Source organism: Lacipirellula sp., from assembly GCF_965279485.1.
In the GTDB taxonomy this organism is placed as follows: domain Bacteria; phylum Planctomycetota; class Planctomycetia; order Pirellulales; family Lacipirellulaceae; genus Lacipirellula.
The window spans coordinates 3,894,228-3,916,391 of the sequence record NZ_CBDIIC010000002.1 but is presented as its reverse complement, the minus strand read 5'-3'; the positions used below and the strand labels follow the sequence as shown (position 1 = coordinate 3,916,391).

At 58.4% G+C, this 22,164-nt stretch carries 15 protein-coding genes and 1 pseudogene; 6 read left to right on the top strand and 10 right to left on the bottom strand.

What is annotated here, in order from left to right; genetic code table 11:
- Nucleotides 1-764 precede the first annotated feature (764 nt).
- Nucleotides 765-1,694: pseudogene (locus ACQY7R_RS23280) on the bottom strand (transposase); the annotation flags it as partial.
- 592 nt (nucleotides 1,695-2,286) lie between these two features.
- Between ACQY7R_RS23280 and ACQY7R_RS23275 the strand changes: the two are divergent.
- Nucleotides 2,287-3,192, top strand: coding sequence for a pyridoxal-phosphate dependent enzyme (locus ACQY7R_RS23275; protein WP_428307944.1), 906 nt, complete (start codon nucleotides 2,287-2,289; stop codon nucleotides 3,190-3,192).
- A 97-nt stretch (nucleotides 3,193-3,289) separates the two neighbouring features.
- Nucleotides 3,290-4,228, top strand: coding sequence for a hypothetical protein (locus tag ACQY7R_RS23270; RefSeq protein WP_152097261.1), 939 nt, complete (start codon nucleotides 3,290-3,292; stop codon nucleotides 4,226-4,228).
- Nucleotides 4,229-5,154: 926 nt separating this feature from the next.
- Here ACQY7R_RS23270 and ACQY7R_RS23265 read toward each other — a convergent pair.
- Nucleotides 5,155-6,054: a hypothetical protein gene (locus ACQY7R_RS23265; RefSeq protein WP_428307943.1), complete on the bottom strand. Its 900-nt coding sequence runs from the start codon at nucleotides 6,052-6,054 to the stop codon at nucleotides 5,155-5,157.
- 298 nt (nucleotides 6,055-6,352) lie between these two features.
- Between ACQY7R_RS23265 and ACQY7R_RS23260 the strand changes: the two genes are divergently transcribed.
- Entirely contained in the window at nucleotides 6,353-9,226 is a 2,874-nt protein-coding gene (locus ACQY7R_RS23260) for a beta strand repeat-containing protein (RefSeq protein ID WP_428307942.1), read from the top strand.
- A 36-nt stretch (nucleotides 9,227-9,262) separates the two neighbouring features.
- Here ACQY7R_RS23260 and ACQY7R_RS23255 read toward each other — a convergent pair whose 3' ends face one another.
- Nucleotides 9,263-9,604, bottom strand: a complete 342-nt coding sequence (locus tag ACQY7R_RS23255) for a hypothetical protein (protein WP_428307941.1) — start codon at nucleotides 9,602-9,604, stop codon at nucleotides 9,263-9,265.
- Between the two features lie 477 nt (nucleotides 9,605-10,081).
- On the opposite strand from ACQY7R_RS23255, the gene gloA2 reads away from it, so the two are divergent.
- Nucleotides 10,082-10,471 (top strand): SMU1112c/YaeR family gloxylase I-like metalloprotein, encoded by a 390-nt coding sequence (gene gloA2, locus ACQY7R_RS23250; protein ID WP_428307940.1) that lies wholly within the window; start codon nucleotides 10,082-10,084, stop codon nucleotides 10,469-10,471.
- 68 nt (nucleotides 10,472-10,539) lie between these two features.
- Here gloA2 and ACQY7R_RS23245 read toward each other — a convergent pair whose 3' ends face one another.
- Together ACQY7R_RS23245 and ACQY7R_RS23240 are read right to left on the bottom strand one after the other, a co-directional pair.
- Nucleotides 10,540-11,655 carry an arsenic resistance protein gene (locus ACQY7R_RS23245; protein ID WP_428307939.1) on the bottom strand — a complete coding sequence of 372 codons (1,116 nt, stop codon included), beginning with the start codon at nucleotides 11,653-11,655 and terminating at the stop codon, nucleotides 10,540-10,542.
- 219 nt (nucleotides 11,656-11,874) lie between these two features.
- Nucleotides 11,875-14,337, bottom strand: coding sequence for a glycosyltransferase (locus ACQY7R_RS23240; RefSeq protein WP_428307938.1), 2,463 nt, complete (start codon nucleotides 14,335-14,337; stop codon nucleotides 11,875-11,877).
- Between the two features lie 629 nt (nucleotides 14,338-14,966).
- Between ACQY7R_RS23240 and ACQY7R_RS23235 the strand changes: the two genes are divergently transcribed.
- Entirely contained in the window at nucleotides 14,967-15,416 is a 450-nt protein-coding gene (locus ACQY7R_RS23235; RefSeq protein WP_428307937.1) for a VOC family protein, read from the top strand.
- A 300-nt stretch (nucleotides 15,417-15,716) separates the two neighbouring features.
- Complete coding sequence (locus ACQY7R_RS23230; protein ID WP_428307936.1) at nucleotides 15,717-16,313, top strand: hypothetical protein; 597 nt, start codon at nucleotides 15,717-15,719, stop codon at nucleotides 16,311-16,313.
- 108 nt (nucleotides 16,314-16,421) lie between these two features.
- On the opposite strand, the gene ACQY7R_RS23225 is transcribed toward ACQY7R_RS23230, so the two are convergent.
- From ACQY7R_RS23225 to ACQY7R_RS23205, 5 genes are all read right to left on the bottom strand, one after another.
- Nucleotides 16,422-17,393 carry a hypothetical protein gene (locus ACQY7R_RS23225; protein ID WP_428307935.1) on the bottom strand — a complete coding sequence of 324 codons (972 nt, stop codon included), beginning with the start codon at nucleotides 17,391-17,393 and terminating at the stop codon, nucleotides 16,422-16,424.
- 30 nt (nucleotides 17,394-17,423) lie between these two features.
- A complete protein-coding gene (locus ACQY7R_RS23220) occupies nucleotides 17,424-17,792 on the bottom strand; it encodes a hypothetical protein (RefSeq protein ID WP_428307934.1) in 369 nt (122 codons plus the stop codon).
- A gap of 164 nt (nucleotides 17,793-17,956) precedes the next feature.
- Entirely contained in the window at nucleotides 17,957-18,721 is a 765-nt protein-coding gene (locus ACQY7R_RS23215) for an SGNH/GDSL hydrolase family protein (protein WP_428307933.1), read from the bottom strand.
- A gap of 50 nt (nucleotides 18,722-18,771) precedes the next feature.
- Nucleotides 18,772-20,160 carry a glycerate kinase type-2 family protein gene (locus tag ACQY7R_RS23210; RefSeq protein ID WP_428307932.1) on the bottom strand — a complete coding sequence of 463 codons (1,389 nt, stop codon included), beginning with the start codon at nucleotides 20,158-20,160 and terminating at the stop codon, nucleotides 18,772-18,774.
- 53 nt (nucleotides 20,161-20,213) lie between these two features.
- Nucleotides 20,214-22,151: a hypothetical protein gene (locus ACQY7R_RS23205; RefSeq protein WP_428307931.1), complete on the bottom strand. Its 1,938-nt coding sequence runs from the start codon at nucleotides 22,149-22,151 to the stop codon at nucleotides 20,214-20,216.
- Between the last annotated feature and the right edge of the window lie 13 nt (nucleotides 22,152-22,164).

Sequence of the window (22,164 nt, the reverse complement as noted above, 5' to 3'; positions counted from 1 at the left end):
AATCAGTTGCGCATTTGGTAGCACGTTCGTGGCCGTATCGCTCTTGCAACTGCGACATATGGCACACCCTATGCCCCCTCAATTGTCTACGACTGAGATCACGACCAGTGCGGTTTTTGTGGGCATACCTGCTGGAGTTTTAGTTGCGATTGCTATCGTAGCAATCCAAAGACTTGTACTTAATCGCATTGAATGAGGCGATTCAGTATCGCGACAAATCTGCCTGCCATACAACACAAACATGACTCAAATAGACAAAACATCAACCGATGCTGGTTATGCATAGGATTTCTTTCCCACCTCCCCCAGGCGGAGTGCTTAACCGAGATTGCTCTGATCGACGCAGCCCGCTCAATTGACGTCGCGAGCTGGTGACTGCGAGGGAACTCGACTATAAGGTCGAAACTTACTGACGACGCGGATCGACCGCGGCTCGCCATGCTGGGCCTAAAGTTGCCCTAGATCTGTCACGACGTCGCCTCCCTTGAGCCGTGGTGGAGCTGAATCGCAAGACTCTCCTTGATCAAGGCATCGACTAGAGTGTCTATCCGCAGTCTCTTGCGCCGTGGCCGCAACGGAGGTATGACCTTCCCCCTTCAAAAGAGCCCACGCCTGGAGCGACAATCCAAGTCGTTTGACCCTCACCCGAATCCTGATCCAGTCGGAATGCTAGGAATCGGCTTGCTTCGCTGAGGCGTAGCCGAAGCGAAGCAAGCCGCGAACTCTTTCGGAGTGCGGTCCCCAAGACTACTGTGGGGACGTTACTCGTTAAAATCGACACTGCAAGCTTCGACCGTCGCCGCGGCTTCTGGCAGGTCTTGGAACCAGTGTTGGTTGAGGCATTCCTGCCGCAGTCGACCGTTGAATGACTCGATGAACGGATTATCGGTGGGCTTGCCGAGCCGACTGGAGTCGAGTGTTACCTCGTTGAAGTATGCCCATCAATCGAGCGACTTCGAGATGAACTCCGGGCCGTTTTCGACGCGAATCGACTGCGGCGTGCCTCGATCGGCTTGAAGGTGCTCCAGAACTGCCAAGACGTCGTCCCAGGTGAGCCGCTGGCCGAGCCGGATCGCCAAACTCTCCCTGGTAAAGTTATCGACTAACGTACCCGGGCTCGGCAACTCTTGCGTCGTCGGGGCGTCTTGATCCGCACCTGCAAGCCTTCTTCGATGTACCGCCGATACACCAGATTGTGATTGACCTACCAGCCTTCGCGCTTCAGCAGCGTATGGAGACGGCGGTAGCCGTACCTTACGCGGCTGGCGGCCAAGTCGCGAAGTCTGATCCGAAGTTCGGCCCGACCGTTACGAACGCCCACGTGGCGATGCGTCGAACGAGGGAAGCCCAACGCTCGGCATGTGCGACGTTCGCTGATGCAGTAAACGGCTTGCAGCCGCTTCACCATGATCTTCCGACGATCGGGCCTTGGACCTTTCCCGAGACGACGTCCTGCAGCATCTTCTTGTCGAGACTCAGGTCGGCCACGAGGGCCATGAGCTTTTTGTTCTCTTCCTCAAGCTGCCGCAGGCGACGTAGCTCAGCGACGCCTAAGCCCGCGAACTTCTTCTTCCAGCGGTAAAGCGTCTGCTCCGTCGCCCCAGCTTGCGAATGATATCCGCGACCTGGGCGCCGCCCTAGTGCTGACGCAGCGCGAACGCGATCTTCTCCTCTGTAAAACACTTTCTCGGCATAGCTTGCGGCACTCCTTCAGAATGCAAGTTTACTAAAATCTTGCATTCCGCGTGGACGAAGAAACGGGGGGACGTCACGGGCGAAGACATCGCTCGATCGGTCCAGCTTCCTCGCTCTTGAAGGCTTCGAGCCAGGTCGATCGCTAAACATTCGCGCGTCACTCGTCGATCCATCAACATGCGAATCGATCAGCCATCGCTGTGCGATCATCGACGAAGTGGTCGCTCCAGGCGTGACCTTTTGCGTTCGGCTTAGCCTGACGCACGATTCGTCGTCAAGCCAGAGCCGCTTTCGTGGCTGTTGGCTGGAAACCTCTTGCACGCACTACATACGCTAGCAATACGCATCAGGTAACAAACGGAATTTCGCTAATTGCCCTATTGGCTGGAAAACGCGCGCATCTATCTTCTCAGGGACTTCTATACTCGGGATATCGTCTAGTGGCAGTCGAACGACACCACTCGCAATTGGTCCTGCGAGGGTGACGTGACCATGTCACGACTCACTGCTATTCGCCTTTTCCAAAGGACGGGCCGCGCGCCTTCGAAGCAGCCTGGATGGGCAACGCTTTGCAAGTATCGCGCCAGAAGCATGAGCAATGCATCCCCTGTGATTGATGTTCCCGAACTGGCGGCTATCATCGGCGCCGACGCGGTCTACTTGAAATTCGAAGGTGTTCACCCGACAGGAACGCACAAGCACCGCGCCGCCCGATCGGTGATTCGCCATGCTGTACGCAGTCAATTTGCCGTCGTGACAGTCGGTTCCTGCGGAAACTATGGCGCTGCGATAGCATTCGAGGCGGCTGCCAGTCGCGCGAGTTGCCACGTCTTTGTTCCGTCAAATTATGCGCGATCGAGAACGGCAGAGATGCTCGAATACGGCGCTGAAGTTCATTTCGTCGAAGGCACGTACGAAGATGCCGTAGCCTCCAGCCGAGAATTCGCGGTTCAATCTGGCGCGTATGACTGCAACGCCAGCGGTTTTGCGGACGACTTAATCCTCCGTTCCTACAGGGCTATTGCCGCCGAGTTGCGTGAACAAGTCCATGGAATTACTGCAGTATGGGTTCCCGTCGGAGATGGAACGACGATCACGGGTATTTACGAAGGGTTCCGAGCAAAGAACAAAGTTGCCCGGATGTATGCCGTTAGCAGTGCTGGGAACAATGCTGCATGTGCCAGCGTAGCGGCTGGAATGGTTGTGGAATTACAGCCCGCTGATATCTGCCCGACTAGCTTCAACGAACCGCTCATAAGCTGGAGGTCGGCGCATGCTGAGGACGTCGTACGGCTAGTGCGTGAAAGCGGCGGAGGGGCGATTGAAGTTACTGATGCCCAATTGAGTGACGCTGCGAGTCAACTATCTTCGTTCGCCGCTATCAACTCATGGCCAGCAGGCGCTGCTGGCCTAGCCGGATTGATTGCAGCTCCAGCCCATCTGCGTACCGGTCGTCATGCGATCGTCGTCACAGCGGCAAAAAATGAATCGCCGTAAAATAAGGAACAAAGGCTGGAGATGAGTTCGAGCTGGCGATGAAATGCCGTCAAGGATACGTAGTGGCTATCGATCTTCCCCTATAGGTTCTCGAAAGATGCACGAAGATACACCACCGAGTAGTGAGACCGGCACTACTGTTTACTACTGGCAGTCACGATCTGGCTTCCTATTGTCGTCACTGATTCCCGAGGCGACATTCATTCAAGCAATTCCCGGTGAAGATAGTGTGGAAGTCATCAATCGCCTGCCGCAATCCGTTGACCGCTTTATTCTCCACCTAGCGGTATCCCAAACTCATGCTTTTCCACTTCGGCGGGACCACTTGTTAAGTGCCCTGAGAGATCGCAGGGTTGCCGTCGTGAACGAGCATGTATTCGATGTTACAAAGCGACACATCCAGGATGTGTGTCGGGCGGCCGACTTACCGGTAGCCGAAGCGACGCGGGATAGCCCGCCCACCCAGCAGCTCATTGTGAAAACCAACTACAATTATGGCGCAAATAATGAACGTGCCTTATCCGCGGAGCTGAGAACGCTTCTGGGTCTCACCTGCATTTCAAACGTTGTGTTAAACGCCAAGAAATATAAAGTTGTCCCCCGACGCAATATTCCGGACGCATGGTGGAATCGACCAGAGCTGTGCATTGAGCGATTTGTGGAGAATCCAGACCACATTTTCTACAGAGTGTATGTCGCGGGGCGACACGTCGCTGTTTCAAAGGTGATTGATCCAAAACCGATCAAAAAAATGCCCGTTGGAATCGAGCGGCAGACGGCAACATTCTTGCTGAAGCCGACTGCGTTAGCACTGGTGGCGGGGCAGTTCGAGTGCCCGCGAAGTTTGCTGCAAACGTTATTCACCTTTCTGGCTGCTTTTCAGCTCGAATACGGTGCCCTCGATATTGTGTTTGAACCTCCGAATTCATACTTTGTCATCGATGTGAATAACACTCCATTCTGGGGAGGGAGCGGACATCCCGAACTCCTGAAGTTCTTGCGAGACGGATTGCTCCAATTCTCACCATCACGATGAACGTCTCAATGCATACTAGAGCTTCGACTCGCAGCTATGGTCGCGGTAAGCTGCATGCCACAATTCGGGCTCCTTATTGGAAATGTGGATTTCGACAACCTCAGACAAATCCCGTGATCGATGAACATCTTTGTGCCCCCTTCCTTACGTGGGAACTTCCAATCACATTCGATCATGACGACGTCGAGTTCCCGGGTAGAGCGGGGCTTCTTCGTATAGCGATCAGACCTTATCGGGAATAGACTCGGGATGACTATCAATGTAGCTCGTACAGCGTTCGTTAAAGTACTCTCGGCCAAGCGATCTGAGTTCCAGCCGTGCAGCGGAGGCAGTTTAACCGACGCCTTCTTGGTGGGTGGTGCGGGAATCTGAGGCAGCTCAGAAGCAGTTCTTACCTGCGCCCTTCTGGGCGTGAACGACCGCGACTTTGGGTCGAGAGCTTTTGCAGGTGATACGATAATATGAGGGTCATACCCTACCGCGAGTTGAGTCAACTCGCATGTCCAGGTGGTCCACAAGTTCGGTACCCTGTCGGCCGCTGGCATCCCGCCACTGGAGTCCATCGACTTGCTCGTCCTCCTGCAGGCAGCGGCTTTTCCCAGTCGATAGCGATTCTCCGCAACCGAGTGCCCGTAGATCTTCGGTTGACTAGATGGGACGCAAATCGCGTGCGTCCTGGAGTGCGTCACGTTCCAGAATTGCGCTCCTTCTGGGGCTTTGTTGAGTTTGGCGGCGGGTTCGATTCCCGCCGCCTCCACTCGGACGAGCAAACTCGTCCACTCCGCATTGAGGCCCGTTCGGATGTTCCCCAGAACTCCGAACGGGCCTTTTTATTAGCTGCCTGCTGCTCCAACCGCGTCAGACAATAGACTGTGACGGCTGCACAATCGCTAAATCGCAGAAGGGAGCGGTGCTCGCACCCTGCTTTATTGCATCATCTTAGCGACGCCTTTACTGTCGATGAGCCGATACTCTGACGCTGGTTCGTCGTAGATACCACGCCAGATCGGCGAGTGCCTCGGATCATCTGACTTGCATTGCCCCTGTACTCTGTTCTTCTCATGCTCTGCAACCGCGATGGGCATGGCTAATAAGAAATCACGTATCAGCATTGGTAAGCTTACGTAACGACCTGCGTCTTCATCGTAGAAGTGGCCGTTCACGGACAGCAGCGGTCGCTGCATCACTACCTTCGAGTTCCCCGTTTCGACGACATTGGGAGCTTCACCGATAGGCAGCGATACCATTGCAGCGCCTTTACTGGCCTTGAGTTTCATTGGCCCTTTGAATGATTGCATAACGCCCTTCGTCACAGGTGGCGTAATACCGAAGCGATGAAAATCATGAATGCGAATCTTCTCAATTAGTGCAAACCCAGGGAGCAAGGATTTCAATGCAGCTTTTAGGTTCTCACGAGTAACGCTGACACACTTGTCAGAACACTCCTCGTACATGAGTTCAACCATTGCCTGGCACGAGTAAACAGCAGAAAGCAACAACCGAAAAGCGTGCTTGGCGTCGCCGACGGCAAACGACAGATTATGAAAAAGAACAGCTCGTTCAAAATGCTCAAGAATTCCACCATGCGGCGTAATTGGAATTGAGACGGCTAGTCCAGGCGCCTTCTGCGGTGTAACCGAATCGGTATGCTGCTCGTCTGACACTGGTTGATCCCCCATTGGTACAGGAGAAACATGACACCAGCGAATTGTATCCGGTTCGCGGGTGGCACCGACACTCTGGCGCACATGCCGCTGCCTACCGGCGACACATAAACGCCAGCGTGTCGGTGTTGCCGCAGGCAACAAGAGACGAGTCGGCGTCAAGATCCTGCGCCTCCTCCCGCTGGCGCGACCCCGACGCTCGGCCGGCAATGCGTTGCAATGCGTTGGCGAATGTGCCGTGATTCGCGCCCAAGTGTCGGGGCCACCTGCGTCATCTCTCGGGCTGGTCGCTCCAGCGACCAGTCGGCGGCGCTCCCCTCCTCGCCGCCGCAAGGCCCGTCGGCCACCTCCCAGCTTATCATTGAACCGACGCAGGCGTCCGCTTATCCTCTAGACTCGCCTCTGCCGCCGGGACGACGCCAATCCCGCCTGTTCGTCCCTCCTTTTTGAGAACTCCTCCATGCTCGTCTCGCCATCCGCCGCCTCGCTCCCGGTGCGCGCTCGCCTGCTGCTCCTCCTCACAGCCTTGCTCGCCAGCGCCGCCACGGCCGGCAGCGCCCGCGCCGTAACCAAAACCTGGACGGGCGGCACGAACAGCGACTGGAGTCTCGTCGGCAACTGGTCGCCCATAGGCGCCCCCGCGAGCGGAGATTCCGTTGAGTTCCCCACCGCCGGCGGCAACCGCACCATCAGCTTGTCCGGGAATCGCACCGTCGCCGATGTGACGTTCAACAGCAGTAACGCCTACCGCCTCATGAACGATCAGCTGACGATCGCCAGCGGCGACGTCACGAGCCTACAGGGCAATCATCGTATCGACAGCAACGTCCTTCTCGGCGGCGAAGCCGATTGGAATATCGCCAGCGGCAAGCTGTCCGTGTACGGGTCGGTGAACTCCACCGCGGGCAACGTCTTCGGCATCAACAAGACAGGCGCCGGTTCGCTCGATTTTCTCAACCAAGGCGCGACGAACGTCATCAAGAACTATCTGCACCAAGCTGGTAGCGCCGAGTTCTTCGAAGGAACCTACACGCTCACGAGCACGTCGTTCGACGCCTTCGCGGCCATGTATATGGCCGAGGGAACGGTCACTGTTTCCCACCGCACGAAGCTGAAAGGAACCAGCGGGGGAAATTTGGTCCTGCAATCAGCCGGCGCCGGCAGCTCGAACCTGATCATCCGCGACGAGGAGACCGAGGTCGCCACCTTCGGCCAGCTCTTCATGGGCGCGAGCGGCACGAGCGGCAACAGCCTCACCGTCACCAAGGACGCGAAGGTGCGGGACATCGGCTTGTTTGTCGCCGGTTTCAATGGCAGCGCGACCGTCACGGTCTCCAGTGCGGCCACGGTGAATTCAGCCGCCATGGCCGTTGGCATGCTCTCGGGCGTCACCGGCACGCTCACGGTCGAGGATGCCTCGTCGGCGCTCACAACGAATTCCCTCGCTTTAGGCGGTTACAACTCCGCCCAAAAGGGCGGCACGGGCACGGCGACAATCAGCGACCGCGCCTCTCTGACTGTCTCTGGCGAATTGAGGTTTTTCTCGTCTACGAGCTCGCTCACCGTCGACTCTGCCACCGCCAGCATTGGCGCGTTGACTAACGAAGCGGGCGTCGTCGGCAGCATCAAACTCGATAACAACGGCGACACGCCCGCCCTGACCATCACCACGCCGGCATCGCTGCCCGGCCCAGTCACGTTCGACGGCGTCATTTCGAACGCCGCCAGCGGTCCCGGCGGCATCGTCAAGCAAGGGCCGGGCGAGCAGATCTTCACCAAGCAGCACACCTACACCGGCGGCACGCGCATCGAAGCCGGCACGCTCAGTTTGGCGACTGCCAACGCGCTCGCTCCGACCGCACCGGTCAACGTCGCTGGCGGCACGCTCAATCTCGCCGGAAACGTTCAGCAAACCGGCACGCTAACGCTGCAGGGCGGAACAGTCGGCGGCGCCGTCGGCAGCGTGCTCGTCCCCGCCACGCTCGCCCTGCAGTCTGGCACGATCGACGTCCCCGTTATCGCCGCTAACGCCGTGAACAAAACCACGGCCGGAATCGCCATTTTGAATCAGGGCATCACGGCCCCGGCGCTCAACGTGTCAGCAGGCACGCTGCAGATCAAAGGCGCCGTGAACGCCAATCTCCAAAGCAACGCCGCGAGCTCCGTCGCGCTCAGCGGCCACACCATCGTGTCCGGAACCACCGCGATCAGCGGCGAGCTGACCGTCGGCGGGCACGCTTTCACCGCCACCCAAGCCGTCGCCGTTGGTTCCGCCACGCTCGCCGGCGGCTCGATTGTCGCCGACGCCGGAGTGACCCTCACCGGAGCGGCTACTGGCTACGGCGCCATCTACTCTCGCATCACCGGCGCGCCTACGAGTTCCATCACCGCAGCGGGCGGACCGCTAACCCTCGGCGACGCCAAACTTGCGACGGGCTTCGATGCCTTCCAGGGCACGCTCAACACGGGCGCGCAGCAGGTCAATCTGCTTAGCGCCGGCGTCGCCAAGCTTGGCGCAACGACCACGCTTGCCGGCGGCTCGCTCTCCAGTCTCCATGGCATTCAGCTCGACTCCGGCAGCACGGTCGCCGGTTACGGCACGATCAACGGCGCGTTCAAAAATGCAGGAACCGTCAACGGCACGGTCGGCGTCGGGGGCATTCGCTTCACCGGCTCCGTCAGCGGCGCCGGCTCGTACGCCGGCTCCGTCCAATTCGATGGCGCCTTCAGCCCCGGCAATAGCCCCGCGGCGGTCTCGTTCGCCGGCGACGCCACGCTCGCCAACACCTCGCTGCTCCTCATGGAGATCGGCGGCGATGATCAGGGAACCGAGTACGACCACCTCGACGTAGCCGGCAAGCTCACCCTCGGCGGCGCTATCGCCGTGCAGTTCATCAATGGCTTCACGCCCACCAGCCCACTGTCGTTCGATCTCTTCGATTGGGGCACGGTCGCCGGCAGCTTCAACTCGCTCAACCTGCCGATCGTCGACGGCTTCGCGTGGAATACGTCGCAACTGCTCAGTACTGGCACGATCTCGCTTGCACCGAGCTCCGCCGCCGACTTTGATTCCAACGGCCAAGTCGACGCCGCCGACCTGGCGATCTGGAAAACGGGCTACGGCGCCGCAGGCGGCCGCAACGCAGGCGACGCGAACGGCGACAATCTCATCGATGGCGCCGATTTCCTTCTGTGGCAACGACAGTTCGGCAGCGGCGTCGCCGCCATCCCCGCGAGCTCCAGCATTCCCGAACCCGCCACGCTAGGTCTAGCCTGCCTGTGCGGCTCAGCTCTAGCCCTCGTCGCCAACAAACGCCGTCGCCGCGGTCAATAACTCTCCGGCTTTCTCATCGTTTGCCGGGCAGTCAGTTCAATTCAAGTAGTGAGCCGCTTTCTCAAGCGTCATCTTCGTCGCCGCGTTCGCCGCTTTTAAAATCAGCTTGTTCGCGGCGCGTCCCGAGAGAGATGATTTTGAGCGAACCACCTCATCGACTTTGAGTTGAGCGAGCTGAGCGGCGCGGGTCTGGACGTAATCCCTTAGTCCATTCTTGCCGGCGGAGTTCTTGCCAAGCTTGCGGCGAGTGCTTTCCCAGAGTTCCGGAGAGATCTGTACGGCAATCCGCGACGCTGCCGTCACCGGGAGGTTAGAACGCAGCCAAGTCATTGCGGAGCGTACGCTCAATTGGTTTCCGAACTTAAGACCGAGTTCCACTTGAGTATTCCTTGGCCGAAATCGGCAAAAGGGAGGAATTTCGCTTCGTGCCTGGGCGGTGCATCCCTGCCGTAACAGGCACAGAGCGCACGGAAAGCGAATCCCATGCCGTTACAATCGGAACAGGCCCAACGCGGGAATACGAGGGCGATTTCGGGCTAGGCTCTCTTTCAACGCCCGCTCGACCGTAGCCTGCCGCTGCTTGCGTGAGTGGTAAAGCACCAACTTGCTGAGCGCCGCTCGCTCGGCGGGAACCATGGATGAAGCAGCGGGTAGCCCTAGCGGGTAGCGGGGTAGCCCTGGTTGGTGTACTCGCCTACCAGGGCGGCGCAGCCGCAAGAGGCAACGCCGCCCAAGCCCTGCCTACTGCACCTGCGCCGCTGGCATTGAGGCGCCGCCAGCTCTAACTTAGCGGCTGGCTCACGAATCGGCAGCAGGTCACAACTTGCCGGAGTGCCACTCTCCACAGGCAACGCCATGAACGAACTACTCGGCATGCACCATGTCGCACTCATTTGCTCGAATTACGAAGCGTCAAAGAAGTTTTACACGTCAGTCTTAGGACTGAAGGTGCTTTCCGAGATCTACCGTGCTGACAGGCAGTCGTACAAACTCGACCTCGAACTGCCAGGGGGAGTGCAGATCGAGTTATTCTCCTTTCCCGAGTCTCCCAAGCGGCTGAGTTATCCAGAAGCATGCGGCCTGCGGCATTTAGCTCTGAAGGTGAGCGATATCGAGCGCGTGATTAATCGTCTGGAGCAACAAGGGATCGAGGTCGAGCCAGTAAGAACTGACGAATCCACCGGTAAGAAATTTTCCTTTTTCTCAGACCCCGACGGCCTTCCCATCGAACTCTACGAAGCATGAACGCCCGCCCGGGTCTCGTACTCAATGCCGACCCGCACCCAACACGTTCGACGATCAGACGCCGCCCTTCATGCCGCATTGCTGCTGAGCTTACTCTTCCCGATATTTGCCAAATTTGGGGGCAGTCGATGGGCGCCTTGCTCGGGTGCAAAAAGTTTACGATTGAGATACCAGGCGGTTGTAACAAGAGCAATCATTGCAGGCGCTTCCACGAACGGCGCAACGACAGTCGTGAACGCTTCGGCAGAGTCAACTCCGTAAACGGCGAAGGCAATTGCAATTGCGAGTTCAATATTATTGCTAGCGGACGAGAGCGACGTCGTTGCAGCGTGTTCGTAAGAATCGCCTCTTGCGTAGCTCCAATAAAAAGCCACCGCGAACATCGTTACACAGAACAGAGTTAGTGGAACTGCAATCAGTAAGAACAGCTCCGAAAAGGCAAGGGCCTCTTCAGCTTTCAATGAGAGGATTAGAACAATAGTCAGCAACACTGAGACGCTCCTCAAAGGCAACAAACGTCTCATAAAAAACAATTCGTACCATTCACTCCCGGCTACACTTATTAGAATCGCTCGCGTGACAACCCCAGCGAGCAAAGGAATTCCTAAATACAGCGCGACGCAGATCGCGAATTGCGAGACGGTCGCTTCAGGCCCAGAGCCTGCAACCCCAATTGTCCGTGGTAGGACTGCGACAAAAAGCCAGGCGTAAACGGGATAGAACAGCAGTTGCAAGACCGCATTGAGCGCAGCAAGTCCTGACGCCAGATCCGCGTCACCCTCGGCCAACTTATTCCAAGTCGCGGCGCCGCCTATTCCCCGAGCCAGACCAATCAAGATAATTCCGGTCATGTACTCCGGCTGCTGGCGGAAGAAGAGCACAGCCAGGGAGAACATAATTAGCGGACTAGCGAACCAATGACTGACGAAAACTGGCCATATCCGACGAATGCTTCGTAACAGGGGTGCAAGCGATTCGTACCGAATTGCACACATCGTCGGGTACATCATCGCTACGAGACCGAAGGCGACGGGAAGGCTCACATTCCCGCAACAAAGAGACTCAAGAAGCTCTTCAGTACTCAAAGAACAAATACAGAGCGCGATGCCCTGAATGATCGCAAGAGCAATCAGAGCCGTGAGATAACGGTTGATCGCAGCTAGCCTGGCGTAAATGCGCAGCATCAGCGTTGTCCGATAGCAAAGCAACGAACGGAGTCGCTCAAATGCCGCAAAGAGGCCAGCTTCGGCTGCTTGTCAGCCTAGCTGCTCGGCGCAAGGCATCGTGAGCGGATCTTTTCCGGATTGACTGAGAATCAAAAGTGCGGCCAGCGCTAGGGATTGGCCTCACGACAACGCTCGTGTCGGAAGAGTGCACTGCGCGCAGTCTCCTGCGCCAATGGCTCAACGAATATTCTTGACGTCGGCGACCGGTTTTGCGCCAATCAGGGCCTCTCCAGGCGCCTTCATTACGGCCAGTACAACTTTGGCCGGTCCTCGATCGGCGACCTTTATCAGATGCTTACCAGGAGGAAGCGATTTCCGCAGGTATTCAACTTGCTGGTCCGTCTTCAAGACTAAAATCGCCTGCTCGTGCTGCCCCGCGTACTCGATCAAGTCGCTCATGCAATTCGCTTCGAAGTGCTGAACGTCGTTTCGGTCGAGATCAAATGGCACGGAGGACCACTCGTGACCGATCGTCGCCATTGGGATCGTGCCCCTCACGTCCAACGCGACCGGCGAACCACTTCCAAATACTGTCTCTGCGAGCGCGAAGCGCGGGATATTTCGGTGCAGCACAACCGCGCTGAGAATGAGCGTGACTGAAACGCAGACAGACCACTGGAATGCCGGCGTCGGCCATCGCCGCATTGAAAGAGCCGCTCCGGCCGCCAGAAGAATCCAGAGGCCCGAGATTGCCGCTCCTGCAGTCCAGGATTCTAGGCCGCTCATCAACATGAAAATGGTGAACCCAATTCCAGCTAGGCAAGTCGCCATGCTCGCTAGCCAAGGCGACCAGCGCCTTGAGAAATCAGCTCCGAATCCGCCGATCGACGCAAACACTGCACGATCTAGATAATGCCCAATCATCAGAGCAAAAGCTGGAGCGGCCGGCAGTATGTAGGTTGGCAGCTTGCAACTCGACATCGAGAAAAAAGCGAAACACCAAGCGCTCCAAAGTACGGGGAAGCTAAGTGATCGAGACCTGAGCTTCCGGATCGGTTCTTTCTTGGACCACAGAAAACTCGCATACGGAATTGCCATGAACGTCCAGGGATGCCCGGCGACAAGCAAAATGGGCACGAAGTACCAGAACGGCTCAGCGTGAAATGCGCCGGCAAACCGTTGCAGATTATGACGGTAGAAAAACTCGCTAATAAACGCCGGGTCTCGCTGCGAAACAGCGTAGAACCAAGGAGCGTTCACTAACACGACGATCGCAAATAGATACGCCCAGTGTCGCACCAATAAACGCGCGGGGTTCTTCGTTAGCCAACAATGCATAACCAGCGGCGGAGCCAGTAGCACGACAGATATTGGGCCTTTGCACAAAAATCCAAGCCCGGCTGCAAGCGCTGTTATTGTCCACCATTTCCAATTTAGCTTGTCGCTTTTCACTGCCTCATATGCGGCCACAAACGAAATGGTCGTGAAGCACGTCAGCAACCCGTCGAGCAACAGAATTCGACTTCCTCCCAGGAATCCAACGGAAAGGAAGAGCGCTAGCCCCGCAAAGAATCCTGCTCGGCGTCCGAGTACCCGATTTCCGAACCAGACTGTTGCGAGCAGCGTCGCCAAACCGCAAATTGCTGGAATGATCCGAGCGGCTCCAGGCGATACTCCGAATATCGAATAGCTCGTCGCGCACAACCAATAGAGCAATACGGGCTTATCGTAGTACGGCCGGAAATTGAGCGTTGGCAGCGTCCAGTCGCCGGACTCGATCATCTCACGAGGTATTTCGCCGTAGCGAGTTTCATCTCGATCGATCAGAGGATAGTTGAGGTTTGAGAGCAGGAGTATCGCGGCAACCAGAATCAAGATGAATTCTGCAAAGCGAAAGCGGCGGTCGTTTGCAGCCTTCTCTGGCGATAGTTTCGCTTCTACTGCTGATTGGCCGTCAGCTGCTGAAAATTGTACCTTATTCCACCAGTGTCGAACCAGACTCGCCAACACTACAGGTATGTGCGCAATCGACACCGTACTCGCCCCAGCCTCGCGCGGCCGGTGCGAAACGCCAACTTCGACGATGGATCGCCCTTGCCGTCGGGCCTGTGAGATGATTTCCGCATTGACCAGAAATCCATTCTCCGTGATGTCGCACTCGTTCAATGTCTCGCGCCGAAACATCTTCAAAGCACAATCAACGTCTCGCACGCCCGTATCGAGCAGCAATCTCACCAGTTGGTTGTAGACGCGAGAGTAGAGGCAACGAAGCGGCGAATCTTTGCGATCAATTCGATAACCGCAAACGATCTCGTAGTCTCGTGAGAGCAAAACAAAGCGATCTAATTCAGTTAAGTTGAACTGGCAGTCGGCGTCGGTAAATGCGACTAACTCGAAGTTGGCCGCCTCGAATCCAGATCGCAATGCGGCACCGTACCCGCGATTCGCTTCATGCCGGATCAGCCTCACGGAAGGTCTCGTGGCTGCCATTGCTGTCACGCGTACGGCAGTTTCGTCAGAACTCCCATCGTCCACAACAATGATTTCGAAGCAGTCTGAAACGATCGCTAGCGCGGCTTCAGCTTCACTAACGGCGCGCTCGATTGATTCAGCTTCATTCCATGCGGGCAGGACAAGCGAAATGCCGTTTGACGTCGAAGTCGCTGTTACTGCTAACGCTTTGCTTGAGTTTTGAAACATACCTCGCATCCATGCGGGTCAAGTATTTGGAAAGCTGGGCACTACACGCCAATTATCGACTATCGGCAAATCGCGCAAAATGGGACGTACGAAAATCTAAGATGCAACGCGATTCCTCAGTTCCGAGTTGTTGGCCCAACCTCAGATACTGAACTTAAATTCGACTATTACACATAAGCACGATTCTATTTTGAAAACCGAATGCAATGTGATGGCCAGCAGCCAGCCGCGCGAGCTTAGTAATGCAACAAAAGCGCCGTCCCAGACGCTCTGGAAAGTCCCGCACGAAGAGCGTGAATCTCCTGGCCGCGTTACCATTTTCGCCGGTCGTGCCACTATTTACTAAACAATTAGTAGTTAGATCAATGCCGATTTTGGGTGGCCATCGCAAGAGCAGGGTAGGACAGGGAGTTTACTTCCAGCTGCGGAATCCAGCGGGTAGCCCTGGTTGGCGTACTCCCCCGCCACAGGCTGGCACAGCCGCAAGAGGCGATGCAAACATGCGCAGCGCTCACGCTGGCTGAGACGTCACCGAGAGTCTCTAATTCGCGACGGACTGATTAGCGGCGATTCCGACCGCTGCAAAGCATCGCCCAACCAACGACCACACTCGATAGACGAGAACCAACATGAGCCCCGACAACCTAAACTGGTTCGACAACGTCGAGCATCGCCCCCACCCCTGGCCGGGCCTCAATTGGCTCACCACCGCGATCGCGTGTGCGGACGTGCGGCGGGCGGTCGACTTCTACGCGCAGGCGTTGTCCTTCGTCGCGATCTTTGAGCTGCCTGGCGATAACGGCGAACTCCTCTTCGCGCGGATGCGCTACCGTGGTTGCAACTTCACCCTTAACAAAATCGGTTGGGACTTCGACGCTCAACCGCCGGCCGACGCCAACCAGACGCCGCCGTTCCAGTTTTACCTCTACGTCGACGACGTCGCCGCGACGAACGCGCGGATGAAGGAGCAGGGCGCCGTGGAAATCTTTCCGCCGCGCACAGAAATGTGGGGAGACCTACGCTCGCGCCTGCGCGACCCGTTCGGCTACGTGTGGGACCTCGCGCAAGCGCCGAGGTAAGCGGCGGGTGGCGCCGACACTCTGGCGCACGTGCCATTGCCTGCCGACAAAACGCAAACGCCAGCGTGTCGGCGTTGCCGCAGGCAACAAGAGGCGCCGAGGCCCCATGCCTCTTTTCGCCGGCGCGACCCCGACACGCGGCCGGCAATACGTTGGCGAATGGAGCGTCATTCGCAGCCAAGCGTCGGGGACATCTGCGCATCAACTGTCGACAAACTAGCTATAACCGTAGAAAGACCAGCAACAAACACGAGAGCGTTGGCTGACGGCATGAAACTTCGAAGACTCTCTCTCGGCGCCATGCTGTCCCTCGTTGCAGCAGTCGCCATCTTACTCGGAACCTATGCCTATCGCGCCGACCGCACCAGAGATCTAAACCGAGCTGTGTCGCAGTTGGGAGGCGTGGTCGTCTACGATCACGAAATATCAAACGGGGAAGCGACCAAAGGCACGCCGCCTCGCGTTCCCGAAGCGATTCTAGCGATCGTTGGCGAGGAATGGTTAGCAGACCCCAAGGCTCTGGTGCTTGATGGAGTCGACGTCAAGAACGAAAGCCTTGACTTCTTACCCGCCTACCCCAACATCTCCGCTATCAGCCTGGGGTCAACCGGCGTAACGGACGAGTCGCTGAAATACATTTCCAAGGTAGAGCGGCTCAACGTCTTAATACTATTCAACGCCAAGATATCCGACGCTGGCTTGAAGCAATTGGCGGGAATGCGAGAACTAACCTACTTGGACTTAAGAAACACACCGATCGGCGATGCCGGGCTCCGCGAACTGGCTGCTGTAAAATCACTGCTAGGCATCAATCTGACTGGAACCAACACCTCCCCAGAAGGACGTCGCGAGTTCTCGCAAGCTCTGCCAAAATGCGATGTAAAGTACGTTGAGTGAGGGTTCGACCGACCGGCATACTTAGACAGCGGGTAGCCCCGGGTCGGCGTAATCACCTACGGCGACGAGCGGTAAACGATCGGTTCGAGCGAACTCGTCCAGCGGCGACTACGTCGCCCACGTCATCCGCGGAATCGTCGCGCGGAGATCGTCGAGCCATTGCGAAGCGTCGACCGGGGCCGGAAGTTCTGGGCGGCTCAACGGCCGCAAGTCGGCGAGAATTCTGCCGACGCGCTCACGATTGAGATCGCAAGGCAAGGGCGCCTCGCGGGCGTCCGACGGCATCTGCTGATCCCAGTAGCTATTGTTGTCGAGCCACGAGAGGACGTCGGCGAGCGCCGCGATGTCTTCACGTTGGACAATGTTGCGGGCGAACTCGCGCTGCACGTCGGCGATGTCAGCGGCAGGGTCTTGAGCCAATCGTCCGAACCCGTACGTATTGGCAAGCTGCAGATTGGGCAGGTTGAGATTGCCCATGACGCGATCGAGGCCCGCCGCCCGCAGGCTTTGCAGCATCGCTTTGATGTAACGCAATTCGACGTGCACCAGCCCCCATTGCGGCGCACGGGCCGTGTCGTCGTCCATCAGGAAGTGCGGCCAGCCCATCACGTGCCGCCCCGAATCGAGAATCGACTGCACGTCGGCGAGCGTCGGGAACACAGGGGTCTGCTGCTTGCCGCCGAACGCAGAGAAGACGAGCGGCCGGTACAGATTGTGGCAGGGCAGGGCGAGGTGGACGTTCGCCGGCATGCCGCTTAGCGCGGCGACGACGGCTTGGCTGCCGGGGGTTTCTTTGGAGAACACGTTGTTCCAACCTTTGGGGATCGGATCCTCCCCCCAAAACGAGATTGACCACGTGTTCGCGTAGAGCGGCGCGGCCGCATTCTGCTTCTGCAAGCGATGGGCGAACTCTTCGACGTACCGCATGTAGTCGTTGACGCCGCACTCGCCGCAGTTGCAGGCGCCCCAGTCGGCGGCGAACTCTTCGAAGAAGTCGGCCTCCTTGTATGTCTGCATGTACCAGGACTGCAAATCGACGGTCTTCTGGAAGTTGTCGCCCTGACGCGGGCAAAGCTGCACGGCGCGGTTTTTACTCTGGTCGCCCGGTTCTTAGTCCGCGGGCACGGTGCTGACGACGGTGTTCGATAAGATGTAGCCGAACTGCAACCCAAGCTCGTGAGCAAGATCGAGCACCTGCAAGCGATCGGCGATCTTGTTGCGTTCCAATTCGGTTGAGGGCAACCGGTTGAACTCGAGCATCGTCGAGAACTTGACGGCGTTGACGCCGCACGCCGATAGCCACTTGATCTGTCGACGCCATTGGGGCTCCTCCCAGTGGAGCGGCGCCAGACGCTGCGGGTCGGCGGTAAAGCCGTCGTGGAAGTAAACGCCGCGCAGGTCGAATCCCCCCTCGCCTGGCTTCTCCTGCGCAGCGGGCGCCGGCTCCGTTTCACCAAACAGCGGACTGCCTGCGCTCAAAGAAAGGCTTGAAGCGGCGGCCCCTGCAAAGCAGGCTTTGCCAAAATCACGGCGATTGACTGGTTGATTTGGTAGTCTCAACGGCATCTTAGAATCTCCTCGATCGATGAATCGGCGCGATGTGACTGTGCACGATGAAGCTGCGGCCGACTACTCCGCATTCATTACATGCTCGCATCAATCGCCGACCGCCAAACGTGAGCCATCAGCGACGCTCCGTCCATCGTGGCGTGAACGCCGTCGGCCGCCCAGCGCTCGGGCGGGGCCAGGGCGACGGCTCGGTCCATCATTTCCTGAAGCGGAACCAGCACTGCGTCGGCGCGTGCGGCGACGGTGCGCACCGCTTGGCGGAATTGACCGAACATCGGAAACCATTTGTCGTTGATCACGCCGCAACGGAGGACGAAAGGTTCGCAAACGATCAGCTTCACGCCGGGCAACGATTGCTTCGTGAGCGCCAGTAACGCATGGTAATCGGTCTCAAATCTTTCGAGCGATTGTTCGATCGTATTTGTTTCCAACGCGCGGGAGGCGTCGTTCACGCCAATGAGAACGCTAACGAAGTCTGGCTTGAGATCGATGCAATCCGCCTGCCAGCGTTCAGCCATGCCTTGCAGCGTCGAGCCGCTGACTGCGCGGTTGAGCAGGGCAATCCCAGCATCGGGGTAGTCGACGAGCAGTTGCGATCCGGCCAACCATGCGTAGCCATTGCCCAATTCGTCTGAGAGCGATTTGACGGCGTTCGCGTCCCGTTGACGACCGGCGTCGGTGATCGAATCGCCTTGAAAGAGAATCCGTCGACCGTTCGGCCAAGCGGGCGCTGCAGGCTCGTCCGCGCTCGCCACTGCGGGCGCCATTGCCGCCGCTCCGAACAAGGAGGCGCCAATGGCATTGAACTGACGACGCGACGGCATGCGATTGGTGCTCATGTGTTCCAAAGCTTTCCAAAAGGTTAACGGCAAATTACGCAAAGGCCCCGTCACCGCAGCGCCGGATCGGCCACGGCCACTCGCAAATCGCAAACGTTGGTATGCGTCGGGCCGGTGTGCAGCAACGCGTCGACGCTGCTAAAGAAGGTGAATGAATCGTTGCGAGCGAGATGGGATTGGAAATCGAGGTGCTGCCGCATCGCAGCGGCGACCACCTCGTCGTCAACGAAGGCGCCGGCGGCATTGGTAGGCCCATCTTCGCCGTCGGTGCCTCCCGAGACGAAGCATGTTCCCCGCCAGTCGGCTCGCAGCGACGCCAGCGCGAGGGCGAGGTGCTGATTGCGTCCTCCTCTGCCGCGTCGCTCACTGGAGCAGAGTTTGACCGTCGGCTCGCCGCTGATCAAACAAGCTAGTGGTCCCTGTGTGTGCAATTCGTTCATTGCCGCCGCGATGCCCGCCGCGACCTGATTGACGTCGCCTGTCGCGAGTTCATCGCCCGAGTTCACGCCCGCGTAGCCTAGCTCGCGCGCTCGCCGGGTCGCCGCCATGACCGCTAGATTGTTGTCGCCCACAATCGCATTATGAACGCAGCATCCAAAACGGTTGACGCCGTCGATGCGCGACTGCCAAGCAGGCGCTTCATCGCTGCGCTCAGCCATTCGCTTTTGCAGCAGGTCGACGGCGATCACTCCCGCGGGAAGTCGCGTGAGCGCGTACTTGTCGATGATGCGCAATGCGGCCGCCGGCGAGGCGGTTCCCAGCGCCGTCGGACCGGAAGAAACCATCGAGCCGTCATCGCCCATCACATCGGAGATGATCAGCGACACGAGCCGCCCGGCTCGGCATGCCTCGGCGAGCCCGCCCCCCTTCACGCGACTCAGCGACTTTCGCACGGCGTTTATCTCTTCGATGGTCGCGCCGCACGCGGACAGCTCGCGGGTGAGGGCGGCCTTCTCGGCGATCGACAAACCTGCGACCGGCGCCGGCATCAGTGCGGATCCGCCGCCCGAGACCAAGCAAATGCACAAGTCCCGCGGCCCGAGCGCGGCAAGCAGTTCGAGCATCCGCTCGACGCCGCGCAGTCCCTCTTCCGTCGGTTCGTTGATTCCCGCTGCTCGACCGACATGCAGCTCGATCGCGACGGTGGCTTCCACGCAATCGGCCGGGACGTTCACCACGCCCGTGAGCCGTTTTGCTTGAACGATGTCGGCCCCCAAGCGCTGCTCCAACGCCACGGCCATCCCGGCGCCGGCCTTTCCGCCCCCGACGACGGCGATCCGTTCGATGCCCGCGAGATCAAACTCGTGCTTGGCGAGCTGCAAAACGCCGCCGGACACCTCAACCGCATTGGCGATGAGTCGAGGCGAACGAACCGCTTCTAAGCCGGCATGCCAGATTTGCAACGCATCGTTACGGAGTTGGAGCGAGGTACGCTGCATCTCTTCTCGGCGTGGAGGACGTTGTTCAGATCGGATGGCGGCCAAAACGCGGGCTAGAAATTTTCGCGATTCCACCCCTTCTTGATCCACCCGACGTAGTTGCTCAGCGGCGTGTGAGTCGCGGCGAACGTCGGCGACGACGCCATCAGCGCAGCGAATTCCCTCGAGAGCTGGTCTGTGCGATCGTGCTCGCCGATCGCGGCCCCAATCAGCGCGATGGCTTTCGAAGTCGTGGCCAGCCACTCCAGCTCTTCCGCTTTCTGCGGGCCGACCGAATTCAACGCGGAGGCGACGAGCGACTCGATTTGCTTTCCCTTCGCCAGATGATCTTGATTCTCGGCCCCCTCGCACATGAACGAATCGAGTAGCGTCAGCGCCTCGTAGAGTTGATCGGCCGCCTCGGCGTTGTCGTTGGCGATCCACTGCACATACTCGCGCAGCGCCTCGTGCGGATCGGCGGAGGAGTTCCAGAAGAACCGCGACGCGATGTACGAGTTCGCGAATTTGCTTGGTTCCTCGATGCGCATGTGATGCACGGCGTCGACTTGGTACTGGCGAGCCGCTTCCATCGTCGGGGGAAAGTAACCCAGCATAGGGATCAACAGATTGCAACCACTCTCAACGTTCGTCGGAAAAATAAAACCGTTGCGGCGGAGCCCGCGCTTCATGGCCGGCTCGAGCGTCGTGCCGCCGTTGGTAAGGCGGTCGATTACCGTCAGTTCAACCTCCGACTTGGGGTCGGCGTCTCGATATTGCTGAAACAGATCGAGGAACTGATCCTGGCATTTGACTTTGTAGGTTTCTTCCAACGCCCAAATTGCCCACAGATGAACTTGATAGCGTGCGGCGGGGTTGGCCTGCTTCACGATCGAACGGAAGGCGTCGACTTGCTCCATCATGCGAAGCGCCTGATGCTCGCGGCAATTTTGTTGGTCGGGCCCGCAGAAGCAGCCGCCCGGATCGTAGAAGACGAGGCTGAACTCGTCCGCCTCGCGGAACCAGTGCACCTCGCTGGCGTAGGCGTCGGTCGCCAGATCGCGCACGCCGTTCCAGGAATGGGGGCCGAGCGTCAAACGATCGGGAGCGGCCCAACAGGCGACTGGAAAGCCGTGCTTGGCATACTCGATCGACGCCTTCGCGGTTTGCTCGTTCGCTTTGAAGATGTCGCGCGGGATCAGCGTCGGCGAGAACTGATGCGTGACCTTCAAGCCCCGCTGGTGTGCGTAGCGAATCATCGTGGCGATCCGCTCGTGCAACGTGCGATTGAACTTGTTGTTCGTCGCGGGCGATTTGTCGAAGCAGAGATGCTCGGACCAAAGAAAGAAGTAGATGTGCGTGAATTGAGCGCAAACGGCCTTGTCGACCCAGTGACGCCATTGCTCATCGGTCCAATTGATCGGCGTGAGATCGCCCAAATCTTGCCAGGCGACGTTGTAGTACACGCCGCGTTCTTCGAAGCTGGGGCGAAAGACTTCGTGATAGCCCCCCTCTTTGGCCGTACGTTCCTTTTGCAGCAGCAATTCGCCCTGGTCGCGCTGCAAATGCGTCCGCAAGTGCGAGGCGGCGTAGATGGCGCCCAAGGGATTCCAACCGGCGGCGACGATCACCTTGCCGGAGTCGCCAACGACTGGCTCGACGCTCACCACATAGCCTTGCTGCTGCACGAACTTCGCTTCGTCACGCAGCGCCGCCTCCAGCTTTCGACCAGCCAAATGCTCGGCCGCCAAGCTGTTTTGATCGCACTGACCCACTACGAGCAGATTCGACGACTCGCGTTGCTCCGCCGTGAGCGCGCTGTCAGCGACGACCGAAACTGGCGTTCCCAACAGCGCGGCGACGTCATGCTGGAGCGCGGTGATATTCTCGACCACGGCCGGCGCTTCGTTCGTACCGGTGACGATCAACCACGGCCGAGCGTTCGCCTGGGCGATCGCGGCGGAGGCGCTCGTGACGCACGCCGCGAGGACAATGAACATGCGGATGATCGTCATCTACTTTCCCCGT

Coding starts and splice junctions, on each gene's coding strand:
- ACQY7R_RS23275 (WP_428307944.1), top strand. CDS start 2,287: ATGAGCAATGCATCCCCTGTGATTGATGTTCCCGAACTGGCGGCTATC.
- ACQY7R_RS23270 (WP_152097261.1), top strand. CDS start 3,290: ATGCACGAAGATACACCACCGAGTAGTGAGACCGGCACTACTGTTTAC.
- ACQY7R_RS23260 (WP_428307942.1), top strand. CDS start 6,353: ATGCTCGTCTCGCCATCCGCCGCCTCGCTCCCGGTGCGCGCTCGCCTG.
- gloA2 (WP_428307940.1), top strand. CDS start 10,082: ATGAACGAACTACTCGGCATGCACCATGTCGCACTCATTTGCTCGAAT.
- ACQY7R_RS23245 (WP_428307939.1), bottom strand. CDS start 11,655: ATGCTGCGCATTTACGCCAGGCTAGCTGCGATCAACCGTTATCTCACG.
- ACQY7R_RS23240 (WP_428307938.1), bottom strand. CDS start 14,337: ATGTTTCAAAACTCAAGCAAAGCGTTAGCAGTAACAGCGACTTCGACG.
- ACQY7R_RS23235 (WP_428307937.1), top strand. CDS start 14,967: ATGAGCCCCGACAACCTAAACTGGTTCGACAACGTCGAGCATCGCCCC.
- ACQY7R_RS23230 (WP_428307936.1), top strand. CDS start 15,717: ATGCTGTCCCTCGTTGCAGCAGTCGCCATCTTACTCGGAACCTATGCC.
- ACQY7R_RS23215 (WP_428307933.1), bottom strand. CDS start 18,721: ATGAGCACCAATCGCATGCCGTCGCGTCGTCAGTTCAATGCCATTGGC.
- ACQY7R_RS23210 (WP_428307932.1), bottom strand. CDS start 20,160: ATGCAGCGTACCTCGCTCCAACTCCGTAACGATGCGTTGCAAATCTGG.
- ACQY7R_RS23205 (WP_428307931.1), bottom strand. CDS start 22,151: ATGACGATCATCCGCATGTTCATTGTCCTCGCGGCGTGCGTCACGAGC.